The sequence below is a fragment of the Mycolicibacterium llatzerense genome, from assembly GCF_025331195.1.
GTDB classification, from domain to species: Bacteria; Actinomycetota; Actinomycetes; order Mycobacteriales; family Mycobacteriaceae; genus Mycobacterium; species Mycobacterium llatzerense.
On record NZ_LXOV01000001.1, the window covers coordinates 1,770,340 to 1,792,529 of the forward strand.

At 65.4% G+C, this 22,190-nt stretch carries 21 protein-coding genes and 2 pseudogenes; 14 read left to right on the forward strand and 9 right to left on the reverse strand.

Annotated features, from left to right (window positions below; translation table 11 throughout):
• Positions 1-59 precede the first annotated feature (59 nt).
• Positions 60-410, reverse strand: coding sequence for a hypothetical protein (locus A7G45_RS08725; RefSeq protein WP_043985070.1), 351 nt, complete (start codon positions 408-410; stop codon positions 60-62).
• A 21-nt stretch (positions 411-431) separates the two neighbouring features.
• On the opposite strand from A7G45_RS08725, the gene nth reads away from it, so the two are divergent.
• The 4 genes from nth to marP are packed head-to-tail and all read left to right on the forward strand — an operon-like array spanning position 432 to position 3,889.
• Positions 432-1,262 carry an endonuclease III gene (nth, locus tag A7G45_RS08730; protein ID WP_377042065.1) on the forward strand — a complete coding sequence of 277 codons (831 nt, stop codon included), beginning with the start codon at positions 432-434 and terminating at the stop codon, positions 1,260-1,262.
• Positions 1,259-1,909, forward strand: coding sequence for a TlpA family protein disulfide reductase (locus tag A7G45_RS08735; RefSeq protein WP_260935885.1), 651 nt, complete (start codon positions 1,259-1,261; stop codon positions 1,907-1,909). Before nth ends, A7G45_RS08735 begins: the two co-directional genes overlap by 4 nt.
• A gap of 25 nt (positions 1,910-1,934) precedes the next feature.
• Positions 1,935-2,699: an NUDIX hydrolase gene (locus A7G45_RS08740; protein WP_260935889.1), complete on the forward strand. Its 765-nt coding sequence runs from the start codon at positions 1,935-1,937 to the stop codon at positions 2,697-2,699.
• Positions 2,696-3,889 carry an acid resistance serine protease MarP gene (gene marP, locus A7G45_RS08745; protein ID WP_043397273.1) on the forward strand — a complete coding sequence of 398 codons (1,194 nt, stop codon included), beginning with the start codon at positions 2,696-2,698 and terminating at the stop codon, positions 3,887-3,889. Before A7G45_RS08740 ends, marP begins: the two co-directional genes overlap by 4 nt.
• Here marP and A7G45_RS08750 read toward each other — a convergent pair.
• Together A7G45_RS08750 and A7G45_RS08755 are read right to left on the reverse strand one after the other, a co-directional pair.
• The gene (locus A7G45_RS08750) at positions 3,878-4,828 is read right to left on the reverse strand and encodes an alpha/beta fold hydrolase (RefSeq protein WP_260935892.1); all 951 of its coding nucleotides are present in this window, start codon (positions 4,826-4,828) and stop codon (positions 3,878-3,880) included. The two genes, marP and A7G45_RS08750, sit on opposite strands and share 12 nt — an antisense overlap.
• Positions 4,828-5,337, reverse strand: coding sequence for a phage holin family protein (locus A7G45_RS08755; protein ID WP_043397457.1), 510 nt, complete (start codon positions 5,335-5,337; stop codon positions 4,828-4,830). The genes A7G45_RS08750 and A7G45_RS08755 overlap by 1 nt, the downstream gene beginning before the upstream one ends.
• 117 nt (positions 5,338-5,454) lie before the next feature.
• Here A7G45_RS08755 and A7G45_RS08760 point away from each other — a divergent pair, with 117 nt between their 5' ends.
• Positions 5,455-6,117, forward strand: coding sequence for a S1 family peptidase (locus A7G45_RS08760; protein ID WP_456094106.1), 663 nt, complete (start codon positions 5,455-5,457; stop codon positions 6,115-6,117).
• 55 nt (positions 6,118-6,172) lie between these two features.
• On the opposite strand, the gene acs is transcribed toward A7G45_RS08760, so the two are convergent.
• Positions 6,173-8,119 (reverse strand): acetate--CoA ligase, encoded by a 1,947-nt coding sequence (gene acs / locus A7G45_RS08765; RefSeq protein WP_260935896.1) that lies wholly within the window; start codon positions 8,117-8,119, stop codon positions 6,173-6,175.
• 99 nt (positions 8,120-8,218) lie between these two features.
• Between acs and A7G45_RS08770 the strand changes: the two genes are divergently transcribed.
• A complete protein-coding gene (locus tag A7G45_RS08770) occupies positions 8,219-8,989 on the forward strand; it encodes a Fic family protein (RefSeq protein ID WP_043397460.1) in 771 nt (256 codons plus the stop codon).
• Positions 8,990-9,436: 447 nt separating this feature from the next.
• Here the strand turns inward: A7G45_RS08770 and A7G45_RS08775 are convergent, their stop codons facing one another.
• Positions 9,437-10,306, reverse strand: a complete 870-nt coding sequence (locus A7G45_RS08775; RefSeq protein ID WP_043985074.1) for an HAD-IB family hydrolase — start codon at positions 10,304-10,306, stop codon at positions 9,437-9,439.
• A 493-nt stretch (positions 10,307-10,799) separates the two neighbouring features.
• Here A7G45_RS08775 and ssd point away from each other — a divergent pair, with 493 nt between their 5' ends.
• From ssd to A7G45_RS08805, 7 genes and pseudogenes are all read left to right on the forward strand, one after another.
• A complete protein-coding gene (gene ssd / locus A7G45_RS08780; RefSeq protein WP_043397285.1) occupies positions 10,800-11,873 on the forward strand; it encodes a septum site-determining protein Ssd in 1,074 nt (357 codons plus the stop codon).
• Positions 11,870-12,469, forward strand: a pseudogene (locus A7G45_RS08785) (ATPase, T2SS/T4P/T4SS family); the annotation flags it as partial. The gene ssd and the pseudogene A7G45_RS08785, both read left to right, overlap by 4 nt.
• Before the next feature lie 41 nt (positions 12,470-12,510).
• Positions 12,511-12,903, forward strand: a pseudogene (locus A7G45_RS32665) (site-specific integrase); the annotation flags it as partial.
• A 198-nt stretch (positions 12,904-13,101) separates the two neighbouring features.
• On the forward strand, positions 13,102-13,896 hold the full coding sequence (locus A7G45_RS32670) for a site-specific integrase (protein ID WP_377042073.1): 795 nt from the start codon (positions 13,102-13,104) through the stop codon (positions 13,894-13,896).
• Entirely contained in the window at positions 13,880-15,793 is a 1,914-nt protein-coding gene (locus A7G45_RS08795) for a site-specific integrase (protein ID WP_260935906.1), read from the forward strand. The genes A7G45_RS32670 and A7G45_RS08795 overlap by 17 nt, the downstream gene beginning before the upstream one ends.
• A complete protein-coding gene (locus A7G45_RS08800) occupies positions 15,790-18,255 on the forward strand; it encodes an integrase (RefSeq protein ID WP_260935909.1) in 2,466 nt (821 codons plus the stop codon). Before A7G45_RS08795 ends, A7G45_RS08800 begins: the two co-directional genes overlap by 4 nt.
• A complete protein-coding gene (locus A7G45_RS08805; RefSeq protein ID WP_260935913.1) occupies positions 18,252-18,665 on the forward strand; it encodes a hypothetical protein in 414 nt (137 codons plus the stop codon). Before A7G45_RS08800 ends, A7G45_RS08805 begins: the two co-directional genes overlap by 4 nt.
• A gap of 105 nt (positions 18,666-18,770) precedes the next feature.
• Here the strand turns inward: A7G45_RS08805 and A7G45_RS08810 are convergent, their stop codons facing one another.
• From A7G45_RS08810 to A7G45_RS08825, 4 genes are all read right to left on the reverse strand, one after another.
• Positions 18,771-19,499 (reverse strand): DNA-binding protein, encoded by a 729-nt coding sequence (locus tag A7G45_RS08810; protein ID WP_260935917.1) that lies wholly within the window; start codon positions 19,497-19,499, stop codon positions 18,771-18,773.
• A 296-nt stretch (positions 19,500-19,795) separates the two neighbouring features.
• A complete protein-coding gene (locus A7G45_RS08815; RefSeq protein ID WP_260935920.1) occupies positions 19,796-20,500 on the reverse strand; it encodes a hypothetical protein in 705 nt (234 codons plus the stop codon).
• A 52-nt stretch (positions 20,501-20,552) separates the two neighbouring features.
• Positions 20,553-20,816, reverse strand: coding sequence for a hypothetical protein (locus A7G45_RS08820; protein ID WP_260935922.1), 264 nt, complete (start codon positions 20,814-20,816; stop codon positions 20,553-20,555).
• Positions 20,817-21,023: 207 nt separating this feature from the next.
• Positions 21,024-21,227, reverse strand: coding sequence for a hypothetical protein (locus A7G45_RS08825; RefSeq protein WP_260935925.1), 204 nt, complete (start codon positions 21,225-21,227; stop codon positions 21,024-21,026).
• Positions 21,228-21,342: 115 nt separating this feature from the next.
• On the opposite strand from A7G45_RS08825, the gene A7G45_RS08830 reads away from it, so the two are divergent.
• Entirely contained in the window at positions 21,343-21,615 is a 273-nt protein-coding gene (locus A7G45_RS08830) for a helix-turn-helix domain-containing protein (RefSeq protein ID WP_260935928.1), read from the forward strand.
• Positions 21,616-22,190: the final 575 nt, after the last annotated feature.

The following is a 22,190-nucleotide window of genomic DNA, read 5'->3' on the forward strand; positions in this document are numbered from 1 at the left end:
AGCCAGTGAACTGGTTAACAAAGTCAGTCTAGTGGTAAGCCGTTTCGCAACCAGCCACGCTACACACGATTCGCCTGGCGAGTCTCGCGAAATTGCGGATTGCTCGCATAGTGGGCATAGGTGCGGCTGGGTAGTTCGGGTTCACCGAAGGCTCCGAGCGGGTTGTCCCGCGTCGGCGACGGGGCCGCCAGCGCGCGAGGTTCCTCGAATCGGGGTGCCGATCGGTGCGGCAATGTGTCCGCGGCTGCGGCCTGCTGTGACCACGCGGTTTTCACCTTGTCGACGAACGCTTTGACGTCGGCTGCGGTGTACGTCTCCTTGGACGTATCGAGCATGGCTTCGAGGCGGCTCAACCCGAAGGTTGCCAACATCAGCAACCCGGGAATGCACACAACCAGCAACCAGGACACACGCAGAAGTAAACACGCCGAATGTCTCAGGGTGATCACGAAACGACGCCGGTCAAAGTATCCTTACCGACTTCTCTCAGTACGCTTACCGGCGTGCCTGCGCGACGATCCACCGCAAAATACGACCGCGAAACCCACCTGGGTCTGGTGCGTCGCGCTCGGAGAATGAATCGTGAACTCGCGCAAGCGTTCCCGCACGTCTACTGCGAGCTGGATTTCACCAATCCGCTGGAGCTCGCGGTGGCCACCATCCTGTCGGCGCAGTGCACGGATAAGAGGGTGAACCTCACGACGCCGGCGCTGTTCGCCAAATACCCGACCGCGCTGGACTATGCGCAGGCCCACCGGACCGAGCTCGAGGAGCTGATCCGGCCCACCGGTTTCTACCGCAACAAGGCCAACTCGATCATCGGCCTGGGTCAGGAACTGGTGGCCCGCTTCGACGGCGAGGTGCCGGACACCCTCGACGAACTCGTCACGCTGCCCGGGGTGGGCCGCAAGACCGCCAACGTCATCCTGGGCAACGCCTTCGACGTCCCGGGCATCACGGTGGACACCCACTTCGGCCGGCTGGTGCGGCGCTGGCGCTGGACCGCCGAAGAAGACCCGGTCAAGGTCGAGTTCGCGGTCGGCGAATTGATCCCGCGCAAGGAGTGGACCCTGCTGTCGCACCGCGTGATCTTCCACGGACGCCGGGTCTGCCACGCCCGCACGCCGGCGTGCGGTGTGTGCGTGCTGGCCCGCGACTGCCCGTCCTACGGCATCGGGCCGACGGACCTCGCGGCCGCCGCGGCCCTGGTGAAGGGACCCGAGACCGAGCATCTGCTGGCGCTGGCCGGGATCACCGAGTGAATCGGTCCGCCCGCTGGACCGTCGTCGTGCTGGCGGTGTTCGTCGTTCTCGGTGTGGCGCTGTGGCGTCAGCTCGGCGACGACCGGACCGCATCCGGGCCGTCGGGCCAGCAGACCGGCCAGCTGAACGGGACCCGCGCCCATCGTGACGCCGACACCCCGGCGGCACTGGCCGGACCGCGCGCCAAGGCGGCGTTGCCGCCGTGTCCCGCGCCGCAGACCGGGCCCGGACCGCAGGCCCTGCAGGGCATCACGGTCGACTGCGCGGGTGACGGTGTGCCGGTCGACGTCGCGAAGGCCGTCGCCGGGCGTGCGGTGGTGCTGAACCTGTGGGCCTACTGGTGCGGCCCCTGCGCCGACGAACTGCCCGCGCTGGCCGAGTATCAGCGCCGCATGGGCACCAAGGTGACGGTGCTGACGGTTCATCAGGACGAGAACGAGACCGCCGGCCTGCTGCGCCTGGCCGACCTCGGCGTCAAGCTGCCGATGCTGCAGGACGGCCGCCGCCTCATCGCGGCCGCGCTGCGCGTGCCCAACGTGATGCCTGCGACCGTGCTGCTGCGCCCGGACGGTAGCGTTGCGCAGGTCCTGCCCCGGCCGTTCACCAGTGCCGACGAGATCGCCAGTGCAGTGAATTCAAAGTGGTGAATCTTCAAGCGTTAGGAGTGTCGGGGTGAACGTGCTGAACCCACAGGCCGCCCCGGCCTGGCTGCGGCCACTCGTCGACAACGCACCGGACCTGCCGCAGGCCTACCGCCGCCGGGTGCCGGCGACGGTGCTGGCGGCCATCACCGCAGCGGGTGCCACCGCGACACTGACCGGCAACAAGCGCGACGCCGCTGTCCTGGTGCTGTTCTCCGGGGCGCCGGACGCCCCGGCCGGTGCGCTGCCGCCCGACGCCGACCTGCTGGTCACCGTCCGCGCCTCGACGCTGCGGCACCATGCCGGGCAGGCCGCGTTCCCGGGCGGTGCGTCCGATCCGGGGGACGACGGTCCCGTCGGGACCGCATTGCGCGAGGCGACCGAGGAAACCGGTATCGACACGTCTCGGCTGCACGTGCTGGCGACGCTGGACCGAATGTTCATCCCGCCCTCGGGTTTTCACGTTGTCCCGGTGCTCGCGTACTCGCCCGATCCCGGTCCGGTCCTCGCCGTCGACCCGGCGGAGACCGCGATCGTGGCGCGGGTTCCGGTGCGCGCCTTCGTCAATCCGGAGAACCGGTTGATGGTGTACCGCAAGGAGAACACCCGCCGGTTCGCCGGTCCGGCATTTCTGCTCAACCAGATGCTGGTGTGGGGCTTCACCGCTCAGGTGATCTCGGCGATCCTGGACGTGGCGGGCTGGGCACAGCCGTGGAACGCCGACCGGGACTACGAACTCGAGGCGGCAATGGCGCTGCTGGGGGACTCCAACGGCTACCGTGTGGATCAACCATGACACCTTCACAATGGCTGGATCTGGCCGTTCTGTCCGTCGCCTTCGTCGCCGCCGTCTCGGGCTGGCGGTCCGGGGCGCTGGGCTCGCTGCTGTCTTTTCTCGGTGTGGTGCTCGGCGCTGTGGCCGGCGTGCTGCTGGCGCCCCATGTGGTGGCGCACGTGGACGGCGCCCGCAGCAAGCTCTTCATCGCGCTGTTCCTGATCCTGGGTCTGGTCGTGGTCGGCGAGATCGCCGGTGTGGTGCTGGGCCGCGCGGTCCGTGGCGCCATGCGCAACGAGGTGGTGCGCGGTCTCGACTCGGTTGTGGGCATGGCCCTGCAACTGGTCGCGGTGCTGGTCGCCGCCTGGCTGCTGGCCACGCCGCTGACGTCGTCCGACCAGCCGAATCTGGCTGCGGCGGTGAACGGCTCGCGGGTGCTCTCGGAGGTCAACGACCTCGCGCCGGCGTGGCTGAAGCGCGTGCCCACCCGGCTCTCGGCGCTGCTGAACACCTCAGGTCTGCCGTCGGTGCTGCAACCGTTCGGTCGCACCCCGATCGTCAGCGTCTCGGCTCCCGATCCCGCGCTCGTGGGCGATCCGGCGGTGGCCGCGGCCAAGGGCAGCGTCGTGAAGATCCGCGGCGTCGCGCAGAGCTGCCAGAAGGTGCTCGAGGGCACCGGCTTCGTCGTCGCGCCCGGCCGGGTGATGTCCAACGCCCACGTGGTGGCCGGCTCCAACAGCGTCACCGTCCAGGTCGACGACAAGAGCTACGACGCCAAGGTCGTCTCCTACGACCCCGAGGCCGACATCTCGATTCTCGACGCACCCGACCTGCCCGCGCCGCCGCTGAAGTTCGACATGCAGGAGGCCGCGACCGGGACCGGCGCGGTGGTGATGGGCTACCCGGGCGGCGGCGAGTTCGCCGCGACCCCGGCCCGCATCCGCGAGGTCATCAAACTCAACGGGCCGGACATCTACCACTCCACGACCGTCACGCGTGAGGTCTACACCATCAGAGGCAATGTCCGCCAAGGTAATTCGGGTGGCCCGCTGATCGACGGCAGCGGCAAGGTGCTCGGTGTCGTGTTCGGCGCAGCGGTCGACGACGCGGATACCGGCTTCGTCCTCACCGCCGACGAGGTGGCCAAGCAGATGGCCAAGGTCGACAACTCCGAAGCGGTGCCGACCGGAAAGTGCATCTCAGCCGGGTAGCTGGTGCAGGAACGTCGACAGCTCCGAGGTGACGGCCGACGGCTGCTCTTCGTGCGCGAAATGGCCTGCGCCGGTGACGGATACGAAGCGGGTCTGCGGGGCGTAGCGCTGGGTCCGGCGGACCGGATCATCGAGCACGTAGGGATCCGCGGTGCCGTGTAGGTGCAGGATCGGTACCGGGGTGCGCTGTTTCATCGCCCGCATGAAGCGCCGGCCCTCGCCGCGGACCTGACTGCGCGCCGCCCAGCGCTGGTACTCCAGCGCGGAGTGCGCCGCCGACGGGATTTGAATCGCGGTGCGCAGGTGCGCGGCGGTCTGGGCGAAATCCTCCGACGCCGGCCAGGCAGCGCCGGCGCGGCTGCGGACCAGCTGCTCGACGGCGGCGCCGCCCCGGCGGGTGAGGACATGTTCGGGCCACCACGGCACCTGGTTGCGCAGCATCGCGGGCAACAGGGCCGCGCGCTGGTCCCGATCGGTCAGCGTCGACGAGCGCAGCGCCACCGGATGCGGTGAACTGACCAGTGCGATACCGCGCACTGATCGCGGATGCAGCATCGCGGTGGCCCAGCAGACCAGGCCGCCGTCGGCGTGCCCCACCAACACAGCGGAACTGTGCCCCAGAGCGCGCACCAGGCCGGCGGTGTCGCCGGCCAGCGTCCAGCCGTCGTAGCCGGTCGGCGGTTTGTCGCTGCCGCCGTAGCCGCGCAGGTCCACCGCGACCACCCGGGCGCCGCGCAGGTCGCGCAGCTGATGCCGCCACGAGTACCAGAACGAGGCGAATCCGTGCAGCAGGATCACCAGCGGGCGCTCGCCGGCCGAACCGGTCTGGCTTGAGCCCGGATCTGCCTCCACGACGTGGAAGCGAATCCCGTTCGCGTGCACCTGAAGGTGTCGCCACGGACCGTCGATCCGGACGACCGACGGATCAGGTGGCGGCACTACCAGCCTGAGGTGTCGCTAGAAGCCGAGCGGGCGGTGATCTGACTCGAGGGCTTGTCGTGGCCAGGCGTCAGCGCCACCTTGGCCTCCTTGACCGTCGCGATGGTGTCCCGTGGGCCGCGGATCTTGCGGACCTTCAGGAACCCGACGAACGCCAGCGCTCCGGTCGTCAGCACCATGAGCGCGAAGACGATCAGGTACGACGCCCAGCTCGGCAGCCACAGCTCCAGCAGCGAACCGAGGAAGAAGAAGAAAAAGAACGTCGAGTAGAACAGCACCACGAGTGCGGCGATGAACAGGACGCTGCCGGTCAGGCCCTTCTTTACATCGGCGGTGATCTCGGCGCGCGCCAGTTCGACCTCGGCCCGCACCAGCGTCGACATCTGCGCGGTGGCTTCCTTGACCAGATCGCCGATCGACGGATCAGCCTTGGGCGCATGCGGATCCACCAGCGGGATCGAGGTCACCGTGGCTGGAACTGCGCCATTCTTGCGATCGCCATTGCTCACGAACACGTCCTCCCGGCGTCGGTGTAGTCCTGGCATATGTTGCCACGTAGGGCGCCGGTTAACGATCCGGGCCAGCGATACACTGCCCCGATGCGTTCGGCACCCGTGCTTGCTTCGATGTTTGGGATGGCCATTGCCCTGTTCGGTACGTCGGTCGGGGTGCCTGCCCACGCGGACGCACCGGTCCCGTTGGGCGGTGGCTCGGGCATCGTCGTGGACGGCGACACCTTCTGCACCCTGACCACGATCGGGCATGACAACCGCGGCAAGCTGGTCGGCTTCACGTCCGCGCACTGCGGCGGTCCCGGCCACCTGGTGTCGGCCGAGGGCGCGGAGAACCGCGGCACGCTCGGCGTCATGGTGGCCGGCAGCCAGCCCCTGGACTACGCCGTCATCGAATTCGATCCGGCCAAGGTGCAGCCCCTCAACAACGTCAACGGATTCCAGATCGACGGCATCGGCCCGGACCCGGCCTTCGGTGAGGTGGCGTGCAAGCTCGGCCGCACCACCGGCTACACCTGCGGCGTTACCTGGGGCCCGGGCCAGGACCCGGGCACCATCGTGGACCAGGTGTGCGGCCAGCCGGGCGACTCGGGTGCGCCGGTCACCGTGAACAACAAGCTGGTCGGCATGATCCACGGGGCCTTCAGCGACGACCTGCCGACGTGCGTCGTCAAGTACGTGCCGCTGCACACCCCGGCCGTGACGGTGTCGATCAACGCGGTGATCGCGGATCTCGACGCCAAGAGCCGGCCGGGTGCGGGTTACCAGCCCATCTAGCCCATCAATGTGAAACGGCCCCTTCTCGTCGGAGAAGGGGCCGTTTCACATTGACCTACTTGCTGGCGCGGATGGCCTCGAAGACGCTGGGGTCGACGAGGGTGGAGGTGTCACCGAGGTCGCGGCCTTCGGCGACGTCGCGCAGCAGGCGGCGCATGATCTTGCCGCTGCGGGTCTTGGGCAGCTCGGGGACGATGTGGATTTCTCGCGGCTTGGCGATGGGGGAGATCTCGGTGGAGACCTGGGACCGCAGTTCCTCGACGATGTTGTCGCTGCCGCCGTGTGCTGATTCCTTGAGGATGACGAACGCGCAGATGGCTTGGCCGGTGGTGGCGTCGGTGGCGCCGACGACGGCGGCCTCGGCCACGCCGGAGTGTCCGACGAGGGCGGATTCGACCTCGGCGGTGGAGATGCGGTGGCCGGAGATGTTCATGACGTCGTCGATGCGGCCCAGGACCCAGATGTTGCCGTCGGCGTCGTAGCGGGCGCCGTCACCGGCGAAGTACCAGCCCTGCTCGGCGAAACGCGACCAGTAGGTCTCCTTGAACCGTTCGTCGTCGCCCCAGATGCCGCGCAGCATCGATGGCCACGGCTTGTCGAGCACCAGGTAGCCGGTGACGTGTTCTTCCTCGTCGGCGCCGGGGACCAGTTCGTTGCCGTCGTCGTCGACGATCTTGGCGCTGATGCCGGGCAGCGGGGTCATGGCCGAGCCGGGCTTGGCGGCGGTGACACCGGGCAGCGGTGAGATCATGATCGCGCCGGTCTCGGTCTGCCACCAGGTGTCGACGATGGGGGTCTTACCGGCACCGATGTGTTCGCGGTACCAGCGCCAGGCTTCGGGGTTGATGGGCTCGCCGACCGAGCCGAGCACCCGCAGGCTCGACAGGTTGTGCGCCTCGGGGATCTGGTGGCCCAGCTTCATGAAGGTGCGGATCAGCGTCGGCGCCGTGTAATAGATGGTGACGCCGTACTTTTCGATGATCTCGAAGTGCCGGTGCTCGTTCGGTGAGGTGGGGGTGCCCTCGTAGACCACCTGCGTCACGCCGTTGGAGAGCGGGCCGTAGACGATGTAGGTGTGCCCGGTGACCCAGCCGATGTCGGCGGTGCACCAGTACACATCGTCGGCTTTGATGTCGAAGACGTTGTGGTGGCTGTAGGACGCCTGGGTCAGGTAGCCGCCGCTGGTGTGCACGATGCCCTTGGGCTTGCCGGTGGTGCCGGAGGTGTACAGCAGGAACAGCGGCTGTTCGGCGTCGAACGCTTCAGGCGTGTGCTCGGTGGATTGTGAGTCGACGATCTCGTGCCACCAGACGTCGCGGCCTTCGGTCCAGTCGACGTCGATGCCGGTGCGCTTGACCACCAGGACGTGCTGCACCGACGGCTGGCTCGCGACCGCTTCGTCGACGGCGGACTTGAGCGAGGCGGCCACGCCGCGGCGGTACTGGCCGTCGGTGGTGATGACGAGCTTGGCTTGGGCGTCTTCGACGCGGGCGGCGAGCGCGGTGGCCGAGAACCCGGCGAACACCACCGAGTGCATCGCGCCGAGCCGGGCGCAGGCCAGCATCGCGACGATGGCTTCGGGCACCATCGGCATGTAGATGGCGACGCGGTCGCCGGCGCGCAGGCCCAGGGCGGTCAGGGCGTTGGCGGCCTTGCTGACCTCGTCCTTGAGTTGGGCGTAGGTGATGTCGCGGGCGTCACCGACGGGCTCGCCTTCCCAGTGGATCGCGACACGGTCGCCGTTGCCGGCCTCGACGTGGCGGTCCACGCAGTTGTAGGCGACGTTGAGCTTGCCGTCGCCGAACCACTTCGCGAACGGTGCGTCTGACCAGTCCAGGACCTCGGTGAACGGGGTCGCCCAGGACAACCGCTCACCCTGGCGGCGCCAGAAATCCAGGCGGTCGGCGTCGGCCTCTTGGTACAGCGCGGCAGTGGCATTGGCCTGCGCGGCGAACTCGGCAGGCGGCGGGTAAGCCTGTGGCACAGCGGTGTCTTGTGTCATGGCTGTGAGCGTAGTCACTGGCAGGTTGCAATGACGTTGGTGGTGGCCCGCCACCGTGACGTTGGTGGTGGCCACCTGGTGGCACTACCCTGTGCGGTCGTGGCTGCACCTGACCCGCTGGCTCCTTTGGCAGAACTGCCCGGCGTGGCCGAGGCCGGAGACGAGGCGCGTGAAGCGCTCGGTAAGGCCCATCGGCACAAGGTGAACCTGCGTGGTTGGCCGGCCACCGCGGCCGAGGCCTCGATGCGGGCTGCGCGGGCGTCGTCGGTGCTCGACGGTGGCTCCCTGAGTTTCAGTAAGGACGGCGAGGCCCCGGCGAAAGGCGAGCGTGCCGACGCCGTGCTGGCCGGTGCGCTGCGGGTGGCCGAGGCCCTCGAAGGTGGCGCGACAGCGCTTGTCGGGGTGTGGCAGCGGGCGCCGCTGCAGGCGATGGCCCGGTTGCATTCGCTGGCGGCCGCGGATCTCACCGACGCGGACCAGCTCGGCCGGCCTCGCACCGATGACCCCGACGTGGGCCGGCGGCTGGAGCTGCTCGGCGAGCTCGTGGGTGGCGGGAGCCGGGTGCCGGCGACGGTGCTCGCGGCCGTCGCTCATGGCGAACTCCTGAGCCTGGCTCCGTTCGGTGTGGCCGACGGTGTGGTGGCGCGCGCGGTGTCGAGGCTGATCACCATGTCCAGTGGACTGGACCCGCACGGCCTCGGTGTGCCCGAGATGTACTGGATGCGCGAGGTCGGCCAATACCGTGCCGTGGCACGGGGCTTCGCGTCGGGGACGGCTGACGGGCTGACCGCGTGGTTGATCTTCAGCAGTCGCGGTCTGCATTCCGGGGCTCGTGAAGCGCTGTCGATCGCACAGGCTTCCGCCAAGTAGCGGCCCGGCGCGACCGCCCTCCAGCAAACACGCAGACATAAAAGCGGGCGGCGCTCCGTCGTCAGAGTGCATCTGACTCGGCTCGCCGCCCGCTAGCACGGAACCCCGGTTACCAAGCGTGCTTGTTGGGTTGTGTGGGTGGCCTCGGCGTCTTTGCAATGCGCTGCGGCTACAACTCCACCCAAGGAATTCTCTTAGCCGTTCGCTCTTCGCAATTACGCAGGCCCACAACGCTTTTACCATCATCGCGGTATGTGCTCCGCGTGGGTGCCGGTATTCCGTGCTGGGATGCCCGCTTCGGGAGGTCGAACCTTCTCTTCCGGTTCGGTCTTGGCCTTGGGGGCTTCCGTGCTTCCTTTGTACTACGTGACCGCAGTCACATCAAGGGCCAATCGCCGGCGATTTGTGATTGTTACTCCAAGGGACCCAGCAACTCGCCAGTAGCTTTCAGAAGTTCAGGCGGCGGAGCAGCGAGTACGTCACCGCGCCGGCGGCGAGGGCGCTGGCGCCGACGGCCAGAGTGGTGGCGACCGCAGCGCCGGACGGAGCCGGCAGCCGGTCCCGCAGCGAGACCGGACGCGTGAAGGTCAGCACGGGCCAGCCGCGAGCGACGGCCTCCTTGCGCAGGGCGCGATCGGGATTGACCACCGCGGGGTGACCGACCGCCGTGAGCATCGGCAGATCGGTGATCGAGTCCGAATACGCGTAGCAGTGCTCGAGCACATAGCCCTCGCGGGCGGCTAGCTCCTCGATTGCCTGGACCTTGCCTTCGGCGAAGCAGTAGAAGTCGACGCCGCCGGTGTACTTGCCGTCCTCGACCACCATGCGCGTGGCCATCGAGTGGTCGGCCCCGAGTTCGCGGGCGATGGGTGCGACGATCTCCTCGCCGGACGCCGAGACCACCACGACGTCGCGGCCGCACAGCTTGTGGTCGGCGATCAGGTTGGCGGCCTCGGCGAAGACCAGCGGGTCGACGATGTCATGCAGCGTCTCGGAGACGATCGACTTGACCTGTTCCACGTCCCAGCCGGTGCACATGTTGGTCAGGTAGGACCGCATCCGGTCCATCTGATCGTGGTCGGCACCTGACATCAGGAACAGAAACTGGGCGTAGGTGGACTTGAGCACAGCTTGCCGATTCAGCAGACCTTGGTTGAAAAAAGGTTTGCTAAAAGCGAGGGTGCTGGACTTGGCGATCACCGTTTTGTCGAGATCGAAGAAGGCTGCGGTGCGCACCGGACCGCTCGACTCGGCTTCCTGGCGCGGCGCGGCCGCGGCCTGGGCGGCCGGATCGGATGCGGTCACGGCTCCCAGCATATGCCCCGGAACGTCAGTACCGGGTTGGCAACGGCGTCGCCGTGTCGGTCGCCGGTGGCGTGACTGTCGCGGCGATTGACGTGCTGACACGCCCCTTTCACAGACAATCAACAGTTGCGCAGAGCCCTGTTGACGTGTGTATAGTGGGCTTTACCCGGCTAGCGCCGGGTGTGCATCAGCCCGACCCCCCGGGGCTGATCCACGACGACCTCCGCCTCCTCCCCCCCTGGCGGGGGTCGTCCCTTTTTCAGGGGTGGTGAATTTTCCCGAGGCGGGGCCTCTTCGGCGCCTTTCTATCGACGCCAGACTTTTCTTTTCCGCGTGTGGCGCGGCCACCGCAATCCCGGTTCTCCGAACATCGCGGGTAGTCCGCGAAAAGTTGCGGAACGACATTCTCACGAGTCCGTCAATAAAGTTGTCCACAGTTTGCGATCCATCCACATTCTGCGTGTGCGCTCTGGTGCCGCGGCCTGCTGCGCAGCACGGTGGACCCATGGCAACCACCGGGGCCTTGGCGCTGATCTCCGACGCCGGACTGCGCGCTGAGATCGAGCGGATCGCGGCGGCGGCGGGGATTCGGGTGGTGTACGCGGCAGAGCCTTCCGGCCGTAAAGCCTGGGTCGGCGCCGCGGCAGTGCTGCTCGATGTCGAGGCAGCACAGCGCTGTCGCGAGCTGGGGATGCCACGGCGGCCCGCGGTGCTCCTTATCGCCGCCGACACGCCGGGGACCCGCGAGTTCGAGGCCGCGATGGTGATCGGTGCGCAGGCGGTCATCACCTTGCCCGGCCAGGAGTCCGGACTGGTCGGTGTCCTGTCCGAAGCCGCGGCCGGCGAATCCGATGGGCGCCGCGGCGCCGTCGTCGCGGTGATCGGTGGCCGCGGGGGCGGCGGTGCATCGGTGTTTGCGATCGCCTTGGCGCAGGCCGCGGCCGAACCGGACCGCGAGTGTCTGCTCGTTGATGTCGACGCCTGGGGCGGCGGCATCGACCTGGCCCTCGGCGCCGAGTGTGATGCCGGCCTGCGCTGGCCGGATCTCGCGGCAGCGGGCGGGCGGCTCAGCTTTCCGGCCTTGCGTGATGCGCTGCCGCGCCGGCGCGGGGTGGTGGTCCTGTCGGCCGGACGCGCCGGCGTCGAGTTGAGACCGACGGCGCTCGCCGCGGTGGTCGAGGCCGGGAGCCGCGCCGGCGCCACCGTGATCTGCGACGTGCCGCGGCAGTCGTCGCCCGCGGCCGAGACGGTGCTGGCGGCAGCCGATCTCGTGGTCGTGGTGGCACCGGCGGAGCTGCGGTCCTGCGCGGCGACCCGGGTGGTGGCCGACTGGGTGACGGCGGTCAACCCGAATGTCGGCCTGGTGGTCCGGGGCCCCGCGCCCGGCGGCCTTCGCGCTGCGGAGATGGCGACGATCCTGGGGCTGCCGCTGCTGGCGGCCATGCGTGCGGAGAGCAACCTCGACGGTGCGCTGGAGCGGGGCGGTCTCGGTCGTAGTCTGCGGCGCCGGTCGCCACTGACCGTGGCCGCCCGCCGTGTGCTCGCGGTGCTGCACCAGCAGCCGGGGGAGGCGGCATGACGTCGTCATTGGTGGACCGCGTCCGGGAACGACTGGCCGCGCAGACCAGCGGTGCGCTGCATCCGAACGCGGTGGCTGCCGCCATCCGCGCGGAGTCCGGCGGTGTGCTCGCCGACAGCGACGTGCTCGCCGGCATGCGGCTGCTGCAGACCGAACTGACCGGTGCCGGGATTCTGGAACCGCTACTGCGGGCACCCGGTACCACCGACGTGCTGGTCAGCGCACCCGACGAGGTGTGGGTAGACGACGGAAACGGGTTGCGCCGCAGCACGATCCGTTTCCCGGACGAGACCGCCGTGCAGCGCCTGGCGCAACGGCTGGCGCTGGCTGCCGGCCGCCGCCTGGACGACTCGCAACCCTGGGTCGACGGCCACCTCGGTGGGATCGGCGGTGGCCTGAATGTGCGGTTGCACGCCGTGCTGCCCCCGATCGCCGCGGCAGGCACCTGCCTGTCGCTGCGGGTGCTGCGACCCGCGACCCAAGACCTGACCGGCCTCGTCGGGTCCGGGGCCATCGCGCCGCCCGCCGCCTCGTTGATCGCCGACATCGTTGCGGCGCGGCTGGCGTTCCTGGTCTCCGGCGGAACCGGAGCCGGTTATGTTGTGATGAGACATTTGTTTCATCCAAGGGGGAGCCAATGCCTGGCGACGGTAGCCGCATCGTCTTTAGCGATGTTTCGCAACTAGCACTAGCAGATGCGAGGTTCCCAGGCTCGACGCGTTGTGTATCTGAGTCGAGCGACCGGGTAGCGGACGGATTCCCACTGATTGTTGATGAAGATGGAGTACCAGTTGAGGTTTTCCTGGCCTACTTCATGGACAAGAGAGGGCTGGCGGCGAGCACACTGGCCCAGTATGCATATGCGTACGTGAGGTTTGCGGAGTTCCTGAACGATCGTGGAGTCGCCTCCCTGCTTGATGCGCGATCGCAGGACCTGACAGCGTATAGGCTCTACCGAACGAAGACACCGGAGAAACCGATTGCTCCGTACTCGTTTCGGGTCGAGGCTTCCGCGCTGCGCAGTTTTTACGGGTGGGCGACTGAGACCTCTCGGATTGACCGAAACCCTGTCAAATTGCTGTCTCGATCGGGTCGAGATGATCTGTCCACCAACAGAGTTCGACACTCGAAGATTCGACACGTGGATAGTCGACTGTGTGAGCTGCTCCTACGTACCGCGGGGAGCGGTTCAGCGGATTCAAGCGTTCGATGCTCCCCTCAGCGGAATGTGGCAGCTGTCAAGACCCTTGTCACGACAGGGTTGAGGCTGCAAGAACTCGCCAGTCTCCTCACTTTCGACCTTGATCACGCGGTCTCTATGGAGCGAGCAAATTCCATAGAGATGGAGTCCATCACCAAGAACCAGGTAAACCGGAACGCCGTGATTCCGTCCTATGCTCTCGATTCGATCCGCCGTTATCGCAGGACGGAACGACCGAATGTTGTCCTCCGCAATCAACGAAGTCTTCGGCGAAATCTTGACCGTTGCTTTGTGGTGGAGCATTTCGACCCGATGACCAGGGTTCTCGCCGGCTGGTGGCAAGGCGGTAGTCGAGAGTTTCGCCTACATCTGGTTCCCGTTGAAATGCGATTGCGTGCGGTAACGGTTGGCGTCGACGGCAGGATTGACCCGTTGTGCGTATTCCTCAGTGAAAGTAGAGGTTTGGGGATGACGCGGTCGGGGTGGGAGGGGGTGTTTGTTGCGATTAGCGATCAGATGCTGCGGGCGACTCCCGCTGAGCGCTGGGTGCGAAAAGTGACCCCACACGATCTGCGCCATACATTCGCGATCAACTATCTCCGGGCGGCGCTCGCTGAGAAGCTGAAAACTGTATCTGTGCCTGCGAATAACGCCCCGCCGCTGCGGGATCCATTGATCGATCTACAAGAGCTGCTAGGCCACGCGTCCTCCGCCCAGACGCTGCGGTATCTGCGGTATGTGGAAGACATCGATCGCATGGTGTCGGCAGCGGTGCCTGATTTTGGTCTCGATGAGGACTGCGACGATGCCCGCGAAGAATGAACGAAAGACCTTCAACCGCGAGGCGGCCGACGCGACCCGGGCTGTGACAAGGAAGCGGTTGCCGACAGTAGGTATCAGGGAGGTCCGTCACTCGGGGTGGGGGAGGGGTGCGGGTGCCGCCCAGATTGATCCGCGCGCGTACCGGTGCGCGCGGCTAGCGGGCCAGTTGGCTGATCAATGGGAGCAGATCGCTGCAGGCCAATCGCGATCTGTCGTTGCGGTTCATCGCCAGGCGCTCGATGCCTACCTCGATTACGTTGCCAATAGTGAGGATTGGTCTGCAAGTCTCGACAAGAACCCCGCGGCCGTTGTTCGGACGCTTTATGCCTGGACCAGGACGCTGATCGACAACTACGACGAGGTGTCGATCATGCCTCATCGGCTGTCCAACATTATCCAGACCCAAATCGCAGGGGCAACGGCTGACGGGATTGTGACCGACAGCGTGCTGGCCGCAGTGGCACAGGGGCCCAGCCTTGTGCGGAAGCCATCGACACAGCAACTAGACGAATTCACAAAAGATGAGCTCAACAACATCGTGCGCGCTGCTCGCGCCCATGTCCGGGCCATTAGGGCAACCCGGCGTTGGGCGCAAGCGACGATCGAGCAGTATGACGCGGGTACGCTAACAGACCCGAGGCTCTGCTGGATCGCACAGATGATGAAACGAGCCCAGGTTGGTGAACCGGTCGATCGCCCACCAGACAAATGGAGCTCAGCATCCCTAAATGAGTTGTTCCCCAACAACGTTCAGAAACTCTTCCGATCAGGCACCAGCACAGCGAAAGGCCGCGGCGGCGGTAGTTCCGTGCCAGCGTGGTGTCGCCGCGCGGTACTGCCATATGCAACTGATCTGACACCATTTCGGCTACTGCTCATGGTAGGAACAGGGGTCAGCGCCGACGAACTCACCTCGCTATGCATATCCGATATCGAGTGGACTGACGACGGAGTCCGACTCCAGATGACGAAGGCCCGCGCACAGCGATCTAAAGGCCGATTCTTCCCTGGGGCGCCGGGAAACAGCGGGTGGAGTGTTCCCAATGTATTGCGGTACTTAGTCGAGTACACGCAGCCGGCCCGCCGGCTTGCATCGGATGACTTGATCAATCAACTCTGGATCAGGGTCTACGAGTCCGCCAAAGATGAACGCGCGTACCGGCCGGCGCCAGCCTCGTTCGGCGCGCGAAATACCACCCTGCATCAGTGGATCAACACGGCTCAATCAGTGTATGAACTCGCGCCGATCTCTTCTCCGCACGATGTGCGACGAATACGGAAGGCAAAAGTCAGCCAGCGTGCTATCGACTTGGGCGGTGTGGTGGCCGACATTGCCGGCGACGACCACACCACACGGGTGTTCCATCAGCACTACGCGCACACCACGTCACTCAAAGTGTATGCAGCGAAGGTGATGTCGCGATTCCAAACCACGTTGGCAGAGGCGGTAACGACAGGTTTTACGGCATTCCTCTCCGCGCGATCCGCAGTACCTCTGGCAGCCCTGACTCAAGATTTAGATATCCAGCAATCGCAAGCAAAAACTCTGAAATCGGGCGGACTCGACATGGGCGTGGTCGACTGCCGCAACCCGTTCGACTCTCCGTTCACCAAGAAAGGGAAGTTGTGCGCATCGGCACCACTGTCATGTCTGCTGTGTGAAAACGCCGTCGTCTTCACCGACCATCTGCCCAACATCATCGCCCTCGTAGCAGCCATGGACACCGCCCGCAGCGCGCTCGGACCCGACGAGTGGATCGCCACATGGGGCGCTCAGTACAACGCAGCACAAGCACTGATTGCATCGCTGCCTGACGGTGTGCGCAAGGCGGCCGAGCATGAATCCATCAACGCGGGCACTGACCTGCCGGCGTGGACTTACGGGAGTACGCGGTGACCTCAGCTGAGACTCCACGAGAATCGACGTCCGGGAAACACCTGGAATCACAGCTGTTTTCCGATACGGAAGACGTGTTCGCCTCGCGCGCAGATCGGGTCAAAGGTGCACCGACCAGAGCTTTCGGAGATCAAATCTGGGATGGGAGGGGTGTGGTGCCGAGGCGGGCCAACGTCGGCGCCGATCGACTGCGCATCGTATTTCCGGATCACCCTGCGTGGTCGCTGCGCAGCCGAGAGGTTGCCATGGCACTACTAAATCCTCATGATCCGCGGCTGCTGGAGAGGTCAATCGCGTTCGGCAGCCGAAGTTTCGCGATAGGGCACGTCAGGGGTCGCTGTGATGCGTACCGCGTATGTGCTGCGTGGCAGCAGGATAACGATCGTCCCGATGACATCGCGTTGTGGGCCGCTGGCGATTGGGACGCTCTGGTCCGAAGTCAGATCGCGAAAGGATCGAGACGAGGGACAGTACGGAATCTGATTTGCGCGATTCGAGACCTCGTAGTGCTGGCGCCAATACTCACCGGTGGTGGGATCGAATCGGACCCGTGGGCAGGGCGTACACCCACACAGATAGCCAAGAACGCAAAGACCGGTGCTACCCAGGTGATCTCGCCGACGCAGTGGATACCGTTGATGACCGCTTGCTGGGCGTACATCAACACCTTCGCTGACGACATCCTTAGCCTGCGAGATACCCACCGATGCGACGTGCACTTGCACACGTCAGATCGGTCGGTTGCTGGGCGCACGGTCGTTAACTATGAGGAACTGTTCCAGAAATACCTCAGCTTGCCCGACGCGGTGATTCCGGTCCGCAATCACCCCAACAGTCCTCCGAAACCAAATTGGGTGCAGCTCTCTCGGCTGATCACTGCCGACCTGACCTCCCGCTTGTTCGAAACCGGTTCCGCGGCTGGCCGAGCACGCAGGACACGTGTCTATGAAGCCATCGCCGAAAAGCGAGTCACACTCACGGCAGTTAAGAGCCGCGAATACGACGACCTGCTAGCCCAACGGGTCGCCGCCGGTGTACTCGCCCCCGACATCGACCCGAGGAGAACTGGACGGCTTTGTGACGAGCTTTTGGACGACTGGATCGACGACGAAGCGAACCGCGTTCCGGTCTGGGACAGAACTATCACTGGCGTGCCTGGGGACATCACCGAAGCGGATATCAACTGGGATGCGGTGGAACGCCTCGTCTGGGGTGCGCGAGAGCCCAACAACCTGACTGAATCGACTCGCAGACGAGACAGAATCGTTCAAGTAGCCCGCTCCGGGCGAACATTCGCAGTGAGAAGGGGCTACGGGGGCCACCAACGTGCCTGCGTCGAGTTCGTTGAGGTCGGCTCTCCGGACGGACAGCGACGTCCATGGCGAACCGCAATGTCGGACTTAGAAGCCCGCGCCGAACTGCGCGCCCTGCGAGCCGCGTGCTACATCTACATCACGGCAATGACCATGATGCGTGACAGTGAAGTTCAAGACCTACAACGCGGATGTGTCCAGACGTTCCATGGCGTTGCGGCGGTCAAGTCACACAGCTACAAGGGCCGAGCATCAAAAACAGTCGCGCATTGGTGGATTGTGGATGGGGTGGCGACCGCGATCTCGGTTCTTGAACGCCTCAGCACGCATCCGGAGTACTTGTTCGCGCGGTTTGTCGACGGAGAGCGCGAAGACGCGGAACCCGGTATCAGGGCCGGCCATGAGATCGATTTCTTCGTGAACCATATTGCTGCGACGGGCTTTCACAGTGAGATCGCCCCAATCCCCGCTGGTCCCTCGATCGGACCGCGCGCACTGCGGCGCACCACTGCGTGCATCAGCCGTGAACTTGGCGGCACCGAAATTGCGCTCAGCCACCAACTCAAACACGCGATCAGCTACGGGTACAACAACGTGACATCGCGTTACATGGCTCCCGATCCAGAATGGGCCGAACTGCTGAACACCAACAGGTCTGCCGAAAATCTCGAGCACATGGTCAACGTCCTGCAGGAATCGGTGCGCAGCGCGCACCCGCTGGCGGGGCGGGGAGGCGAACGGTTAACCCAAGCCATGGTCGATGCGTCCGGGGGAGCATCTGGTGGTCCGAAGGCCATGCTCTTGGCGGATCAGGAGGTGCTGGCGCTACTGAAGAAGATCGCGCCGGAAATTCACTTCGGCCCAGCCAATGCCTGTGTCTTCGCAGAGGAAACGGCGCTCTGCCGTACACAGGCCGCTACCGACGTACCGGGTCCCCTGCTCGGGTTGTGTCAGCCCGCCCGTTGCCCAAACTCAGTGATCGGTGTGGAGCACCTTCCCGTGTGGATCAGCGAACTCAAGATGCTGGAAAAGACGATCGCCGATCACCGATTGAGCGCACCGCGGCGCGCCGCGCTGTCGAATCGCCTGAGCGATGTCAAACATGTTCTCGGCCAAGCTAAAAGCGATGTGAGCGGTGGCGCCGAATGACTCCGCGCGATGAGATCTATGCAGCGATGAACCGTCTTCTGGCCGGACAATCCCAGCACACCGATGGGCGATTGACCAAAACCAACCTCGCCCTGGAAGCGGGCATCGGTCGTGCCACGCTCTACCGTCAGCACGACCTCCTCGACGAATGGACGCGCCGGGTCGTCGAATCCGATGGTATGGATCTGCCGTCCTCGACAGCGTCCACCATTGCCCGCCTGACACGCCAGCTGGCCGATGAACGAGATCGTCGACGCGAATCCGACCGCGTTGCACAGGGTTTAGCTGTGGTCGTAGCGGAGCTATACCGCCAACTTGAATCCGACAGTCGCCACGATTCAGCGGGACGGATCATTCCTCTCAAGCCCCAATCTGTCGCCAGACGACGCTCAGCACGCACCGTCGACTGACCCCCGGTACCACTGCGATCCGGCCATTGCATCTCCCGGCGACCTGGGCAGCTAGCGCTGCGTGCGGTCGCCAACGGTGCGTAGATCTAAACAGCAGTCAACTTATCAGCCATCGACGGCATCGCGATCGGCGTATCGCACAGTGACCCTGCGTGTGGGCCGATCGCCCGCACGGAATCTGTCGAGCAACTCCTGCAGGACTCGGCGGCCGGCCGCTGATTCACGGGTGCCCAACGAAGCTGACATCAGGTCGACCGCAACGGCAGCGGTGAGCGTGCGGTCCACGGCGTAGCCGGCGTCATCGGCAACCACCCGCACCTGCACATCCCCGGACAGTGATTCGACCAGACCCAGAGCCGAGGTCACAGCAGGGAAATCGCGGGCACGGACGTAACCGTCAGTTCCGCCGCCGACTGCGGTCAGATCAAACAGCTCGCACATCGACGGGTCACGTAATGCACTGAGCCCGGTCCCGAGCAGCCCAGTGTCATCGCCCCATCCCTGCATCCGATGCACCACAGCACGGCGACGCACCATCCATGCCAGCGCGGCTGCGTCACCGGCGCGTAGTCGATGGCGTAGCCGGGACATCGCCGCAGCGCTGAGCCAATCGACTCGTTCGCCGGAAAGCAGCGCCAAGGCCGCCCACGCGGTCGCCGCCGACCAGGGGCGGCCCGGGTTCCGGCTCATCTGCGCCCACTGGTGGACCGATGCCCCGTCGAGCAGCAGCGCACCGCCGACGGTGCGCGTGACCGTCAACTCGCCGGAACGGGCCAGGCGTTCAACTTGCCGCGTCGATGTCGACAGGTGCACCGCCGCGTTCGCGGTCGTCATCTCGCTGATACATAAATAGTCGCTTAAGCGACGTATTTACTCAATATGAGCAGCTGAACGGCATGCTGCTGCGAGTTCTTGGTTCATCGGAACTGAATCGGGGCGCACGGCTCTGTGCGGCGGCCTTCGCGGCGGGGATTGATCCTTGATCGATTGGGTGCCCTCCAAACTGGCCGCAAGGAGAGGAGTGGATACGGTCGGCCAACGAGCGACCTGCGCCGCCGATTGCGATCGGCAGCGGCAAACACGGTGCTGGCGCCGGGACGGCTCTGGGACGCCGCAACTGATCAGCCCGCCTAGCGGCTGTACCAGTCAGACTCGGCCGCGCAGGTCTCGGCCGAGCTGATGTCGCCACCGCCACGCAGCCATTCCAGTGGTGTCTGTGGTCGGTCCCGATACAGGCCGGGCTGCGAGGTGTGCAGGAAACCGTCGACCGCTACGGGATGCAGATCCGCTGGCAATGCGGAAAGTACTCGCGCCAAGCCGCGTACCTGCCGCATCGGCCGCCGCCATGTCGCGTCGATATCGAACTGGCACGCCGGGAATCGCCACGACGAGCCGTCCGGGATTGCCCACAGCTCGCCGGCCACTCGCTTGTGCGCCACTTGTGAAGCGGTGATGCCCAATCCCGTCGCCACGTCCTCGGAGTCGTATGCAGTCGCCAGCAGTCGCGTGACGTGTTTGGTGACCTGTTCACGTTCAATCGCATCGGGCGACACCGCAGGTTCCTCGTGGCGGCCAGCGGGACTCGCAGGAGTTTGGTGTTGGGCGTAGTCGGCTACGCGCTGGAACTCGTCGTCGGTGAGTTCGCCGCGATAGAACGCCATACAGATGTCGTCCCAATCGCCGGAGATATAGGCATCGGTAACAAAGCTATCGACGTACACCACACTGCCGAACGAGTACGACCAGCTCAACAGCGCGCCCATCATCTCCTCGGTGGTGATGAAGCCGGCACCGCGCTGCGCGATGATCTCCGCGGGTGTCACGCGACTCGGCACGGGTGACATGATTTCATGGCGTTCTTCGATCCTTCTGACGAGCAGCGCCGACCTATGGCAGCGCGATACTGTCCGGTTCGCCCCAGATCCGTGCCACGGTTTCTCGCTGCTGCGGCGTGAGCATGTCAGCCGTGTAGCCCTCGACCACAAGGGCCCACCACGCCGTCTGGTTGATAACGCAGCCGGGGCATACGCGCGGGCTGACGACCCCGAACGTGCCCATTCTCGGCGGATAGTCCCACCCCGCTTCGAAGGCGGCATCAGGCGTGAGGTTTTCGTCAGCCCCGCACACCTCGCAGATGTGGCGCAGGATCACGTGTTTGGCGATGTCGACGCCCCCTCAGCACCCAACCTGCGAGCTTTGTGCGGCATCTCCGGTCGCATAGCCTCTACCGGAATACCGGCTTCGCCAAGAGCTTTCATCACCAACATCCTTCTCATGGGACTGGACACACGGTGCTGTGCCTTCGTCGAGGCGGCTTGCAGTTCGCCGCGGAACCGGAAAAGCTTTCAGCACAGCCGATTACGACGACTGGTGCGTGGACGAGGCAATGAGCGGCTCCAGCGTGGCGAGAATCAACGCTTGGCGACTGGCGTGGCCGTGTTTCTCAGCCAGCAAGCTCAGAGCCGCGCCTTCAGCGGGCAGTAATCGAAGGGACACCGTATCGGTGCGCTGCCGCGTTTCGGATCCGCTGCGCCGCGTCTTTGTGCTGGTGGCTTCCGACATGCGTTGCCTCCCTTTCATTTGTCGCGGCCCCTAGATGTGCGATGTGGCAAATACCTCCCGCAATATACAACTAGTTGTACAGACTTTTGTCGGCCGGACGCCATGACTACAGTGTGTGCCGACACGCCCCAGCCAAGACGATCCTGACCGAGCCGCGAAGTGGTCCGCGAGCCGCGCCGCGGTCGGTGGCCGCATCCGACAACTGCGGATCGAGCGGGCCTTGACCCAGGAGGAAGTTGCGCATCGCTCGGGAGTGGCCCGCCACATGCTCGTTCAGGTGGAACGCGGCCAGCGGGGGCTGCTGTATGAACGGCTTTTCGACATCGCAGACGCCCTCGATGTGTCGATCGTCGAACTGTTTGACAGCCGCCCTATCGCGGCCGGCTGAACCGGAATGCTTGTGCGGCTAGGGCAGTGATGTGTGCCTGACTCCATCGGCACGTGTTCGATCGCAACGGTGCGCAACGAGGAGCTAGGCCCTGATCGCTTCCGGCGGTCGCCATCGGGTTGCGGTCAGTGAAGACCGCTGGTTGCCGCTGTGTGCGGTGAGTTCAACGGCGGCGATCTGCAAACTGTCCGCCTGTCTGACCCATGCGAGCTGGTGCCTGGGGCATCTCGCAGTCGAGGTGCGGTCCACCGTTGGCGGGCAATGGCCGTCGGGCTGGTTGAACCCGCCGTGCGCGGCGCCAACCCCCGGCATCTGAAGCGATCCATCGAGTCCAACGGGGATTCGGCGCAACGTATTTGGGCGGGGTACCCCGGCATGCGTCGGCATCTAGAAGGCCAGACCTGGAGGTCGGCACTGACGACAAGTAGAGCCAAACCCGAAAGTTGGCAGAGGGGCACCCCGCCGTCGTATTGTACAAGTAGTTGAACAAAACTGTCATCCGGTTCGGCGGGGAAGCCGATGATCTGCACGTAGTCGGGGAATGCGGGACAAGCTCACGCTGACACTCGGTCGCC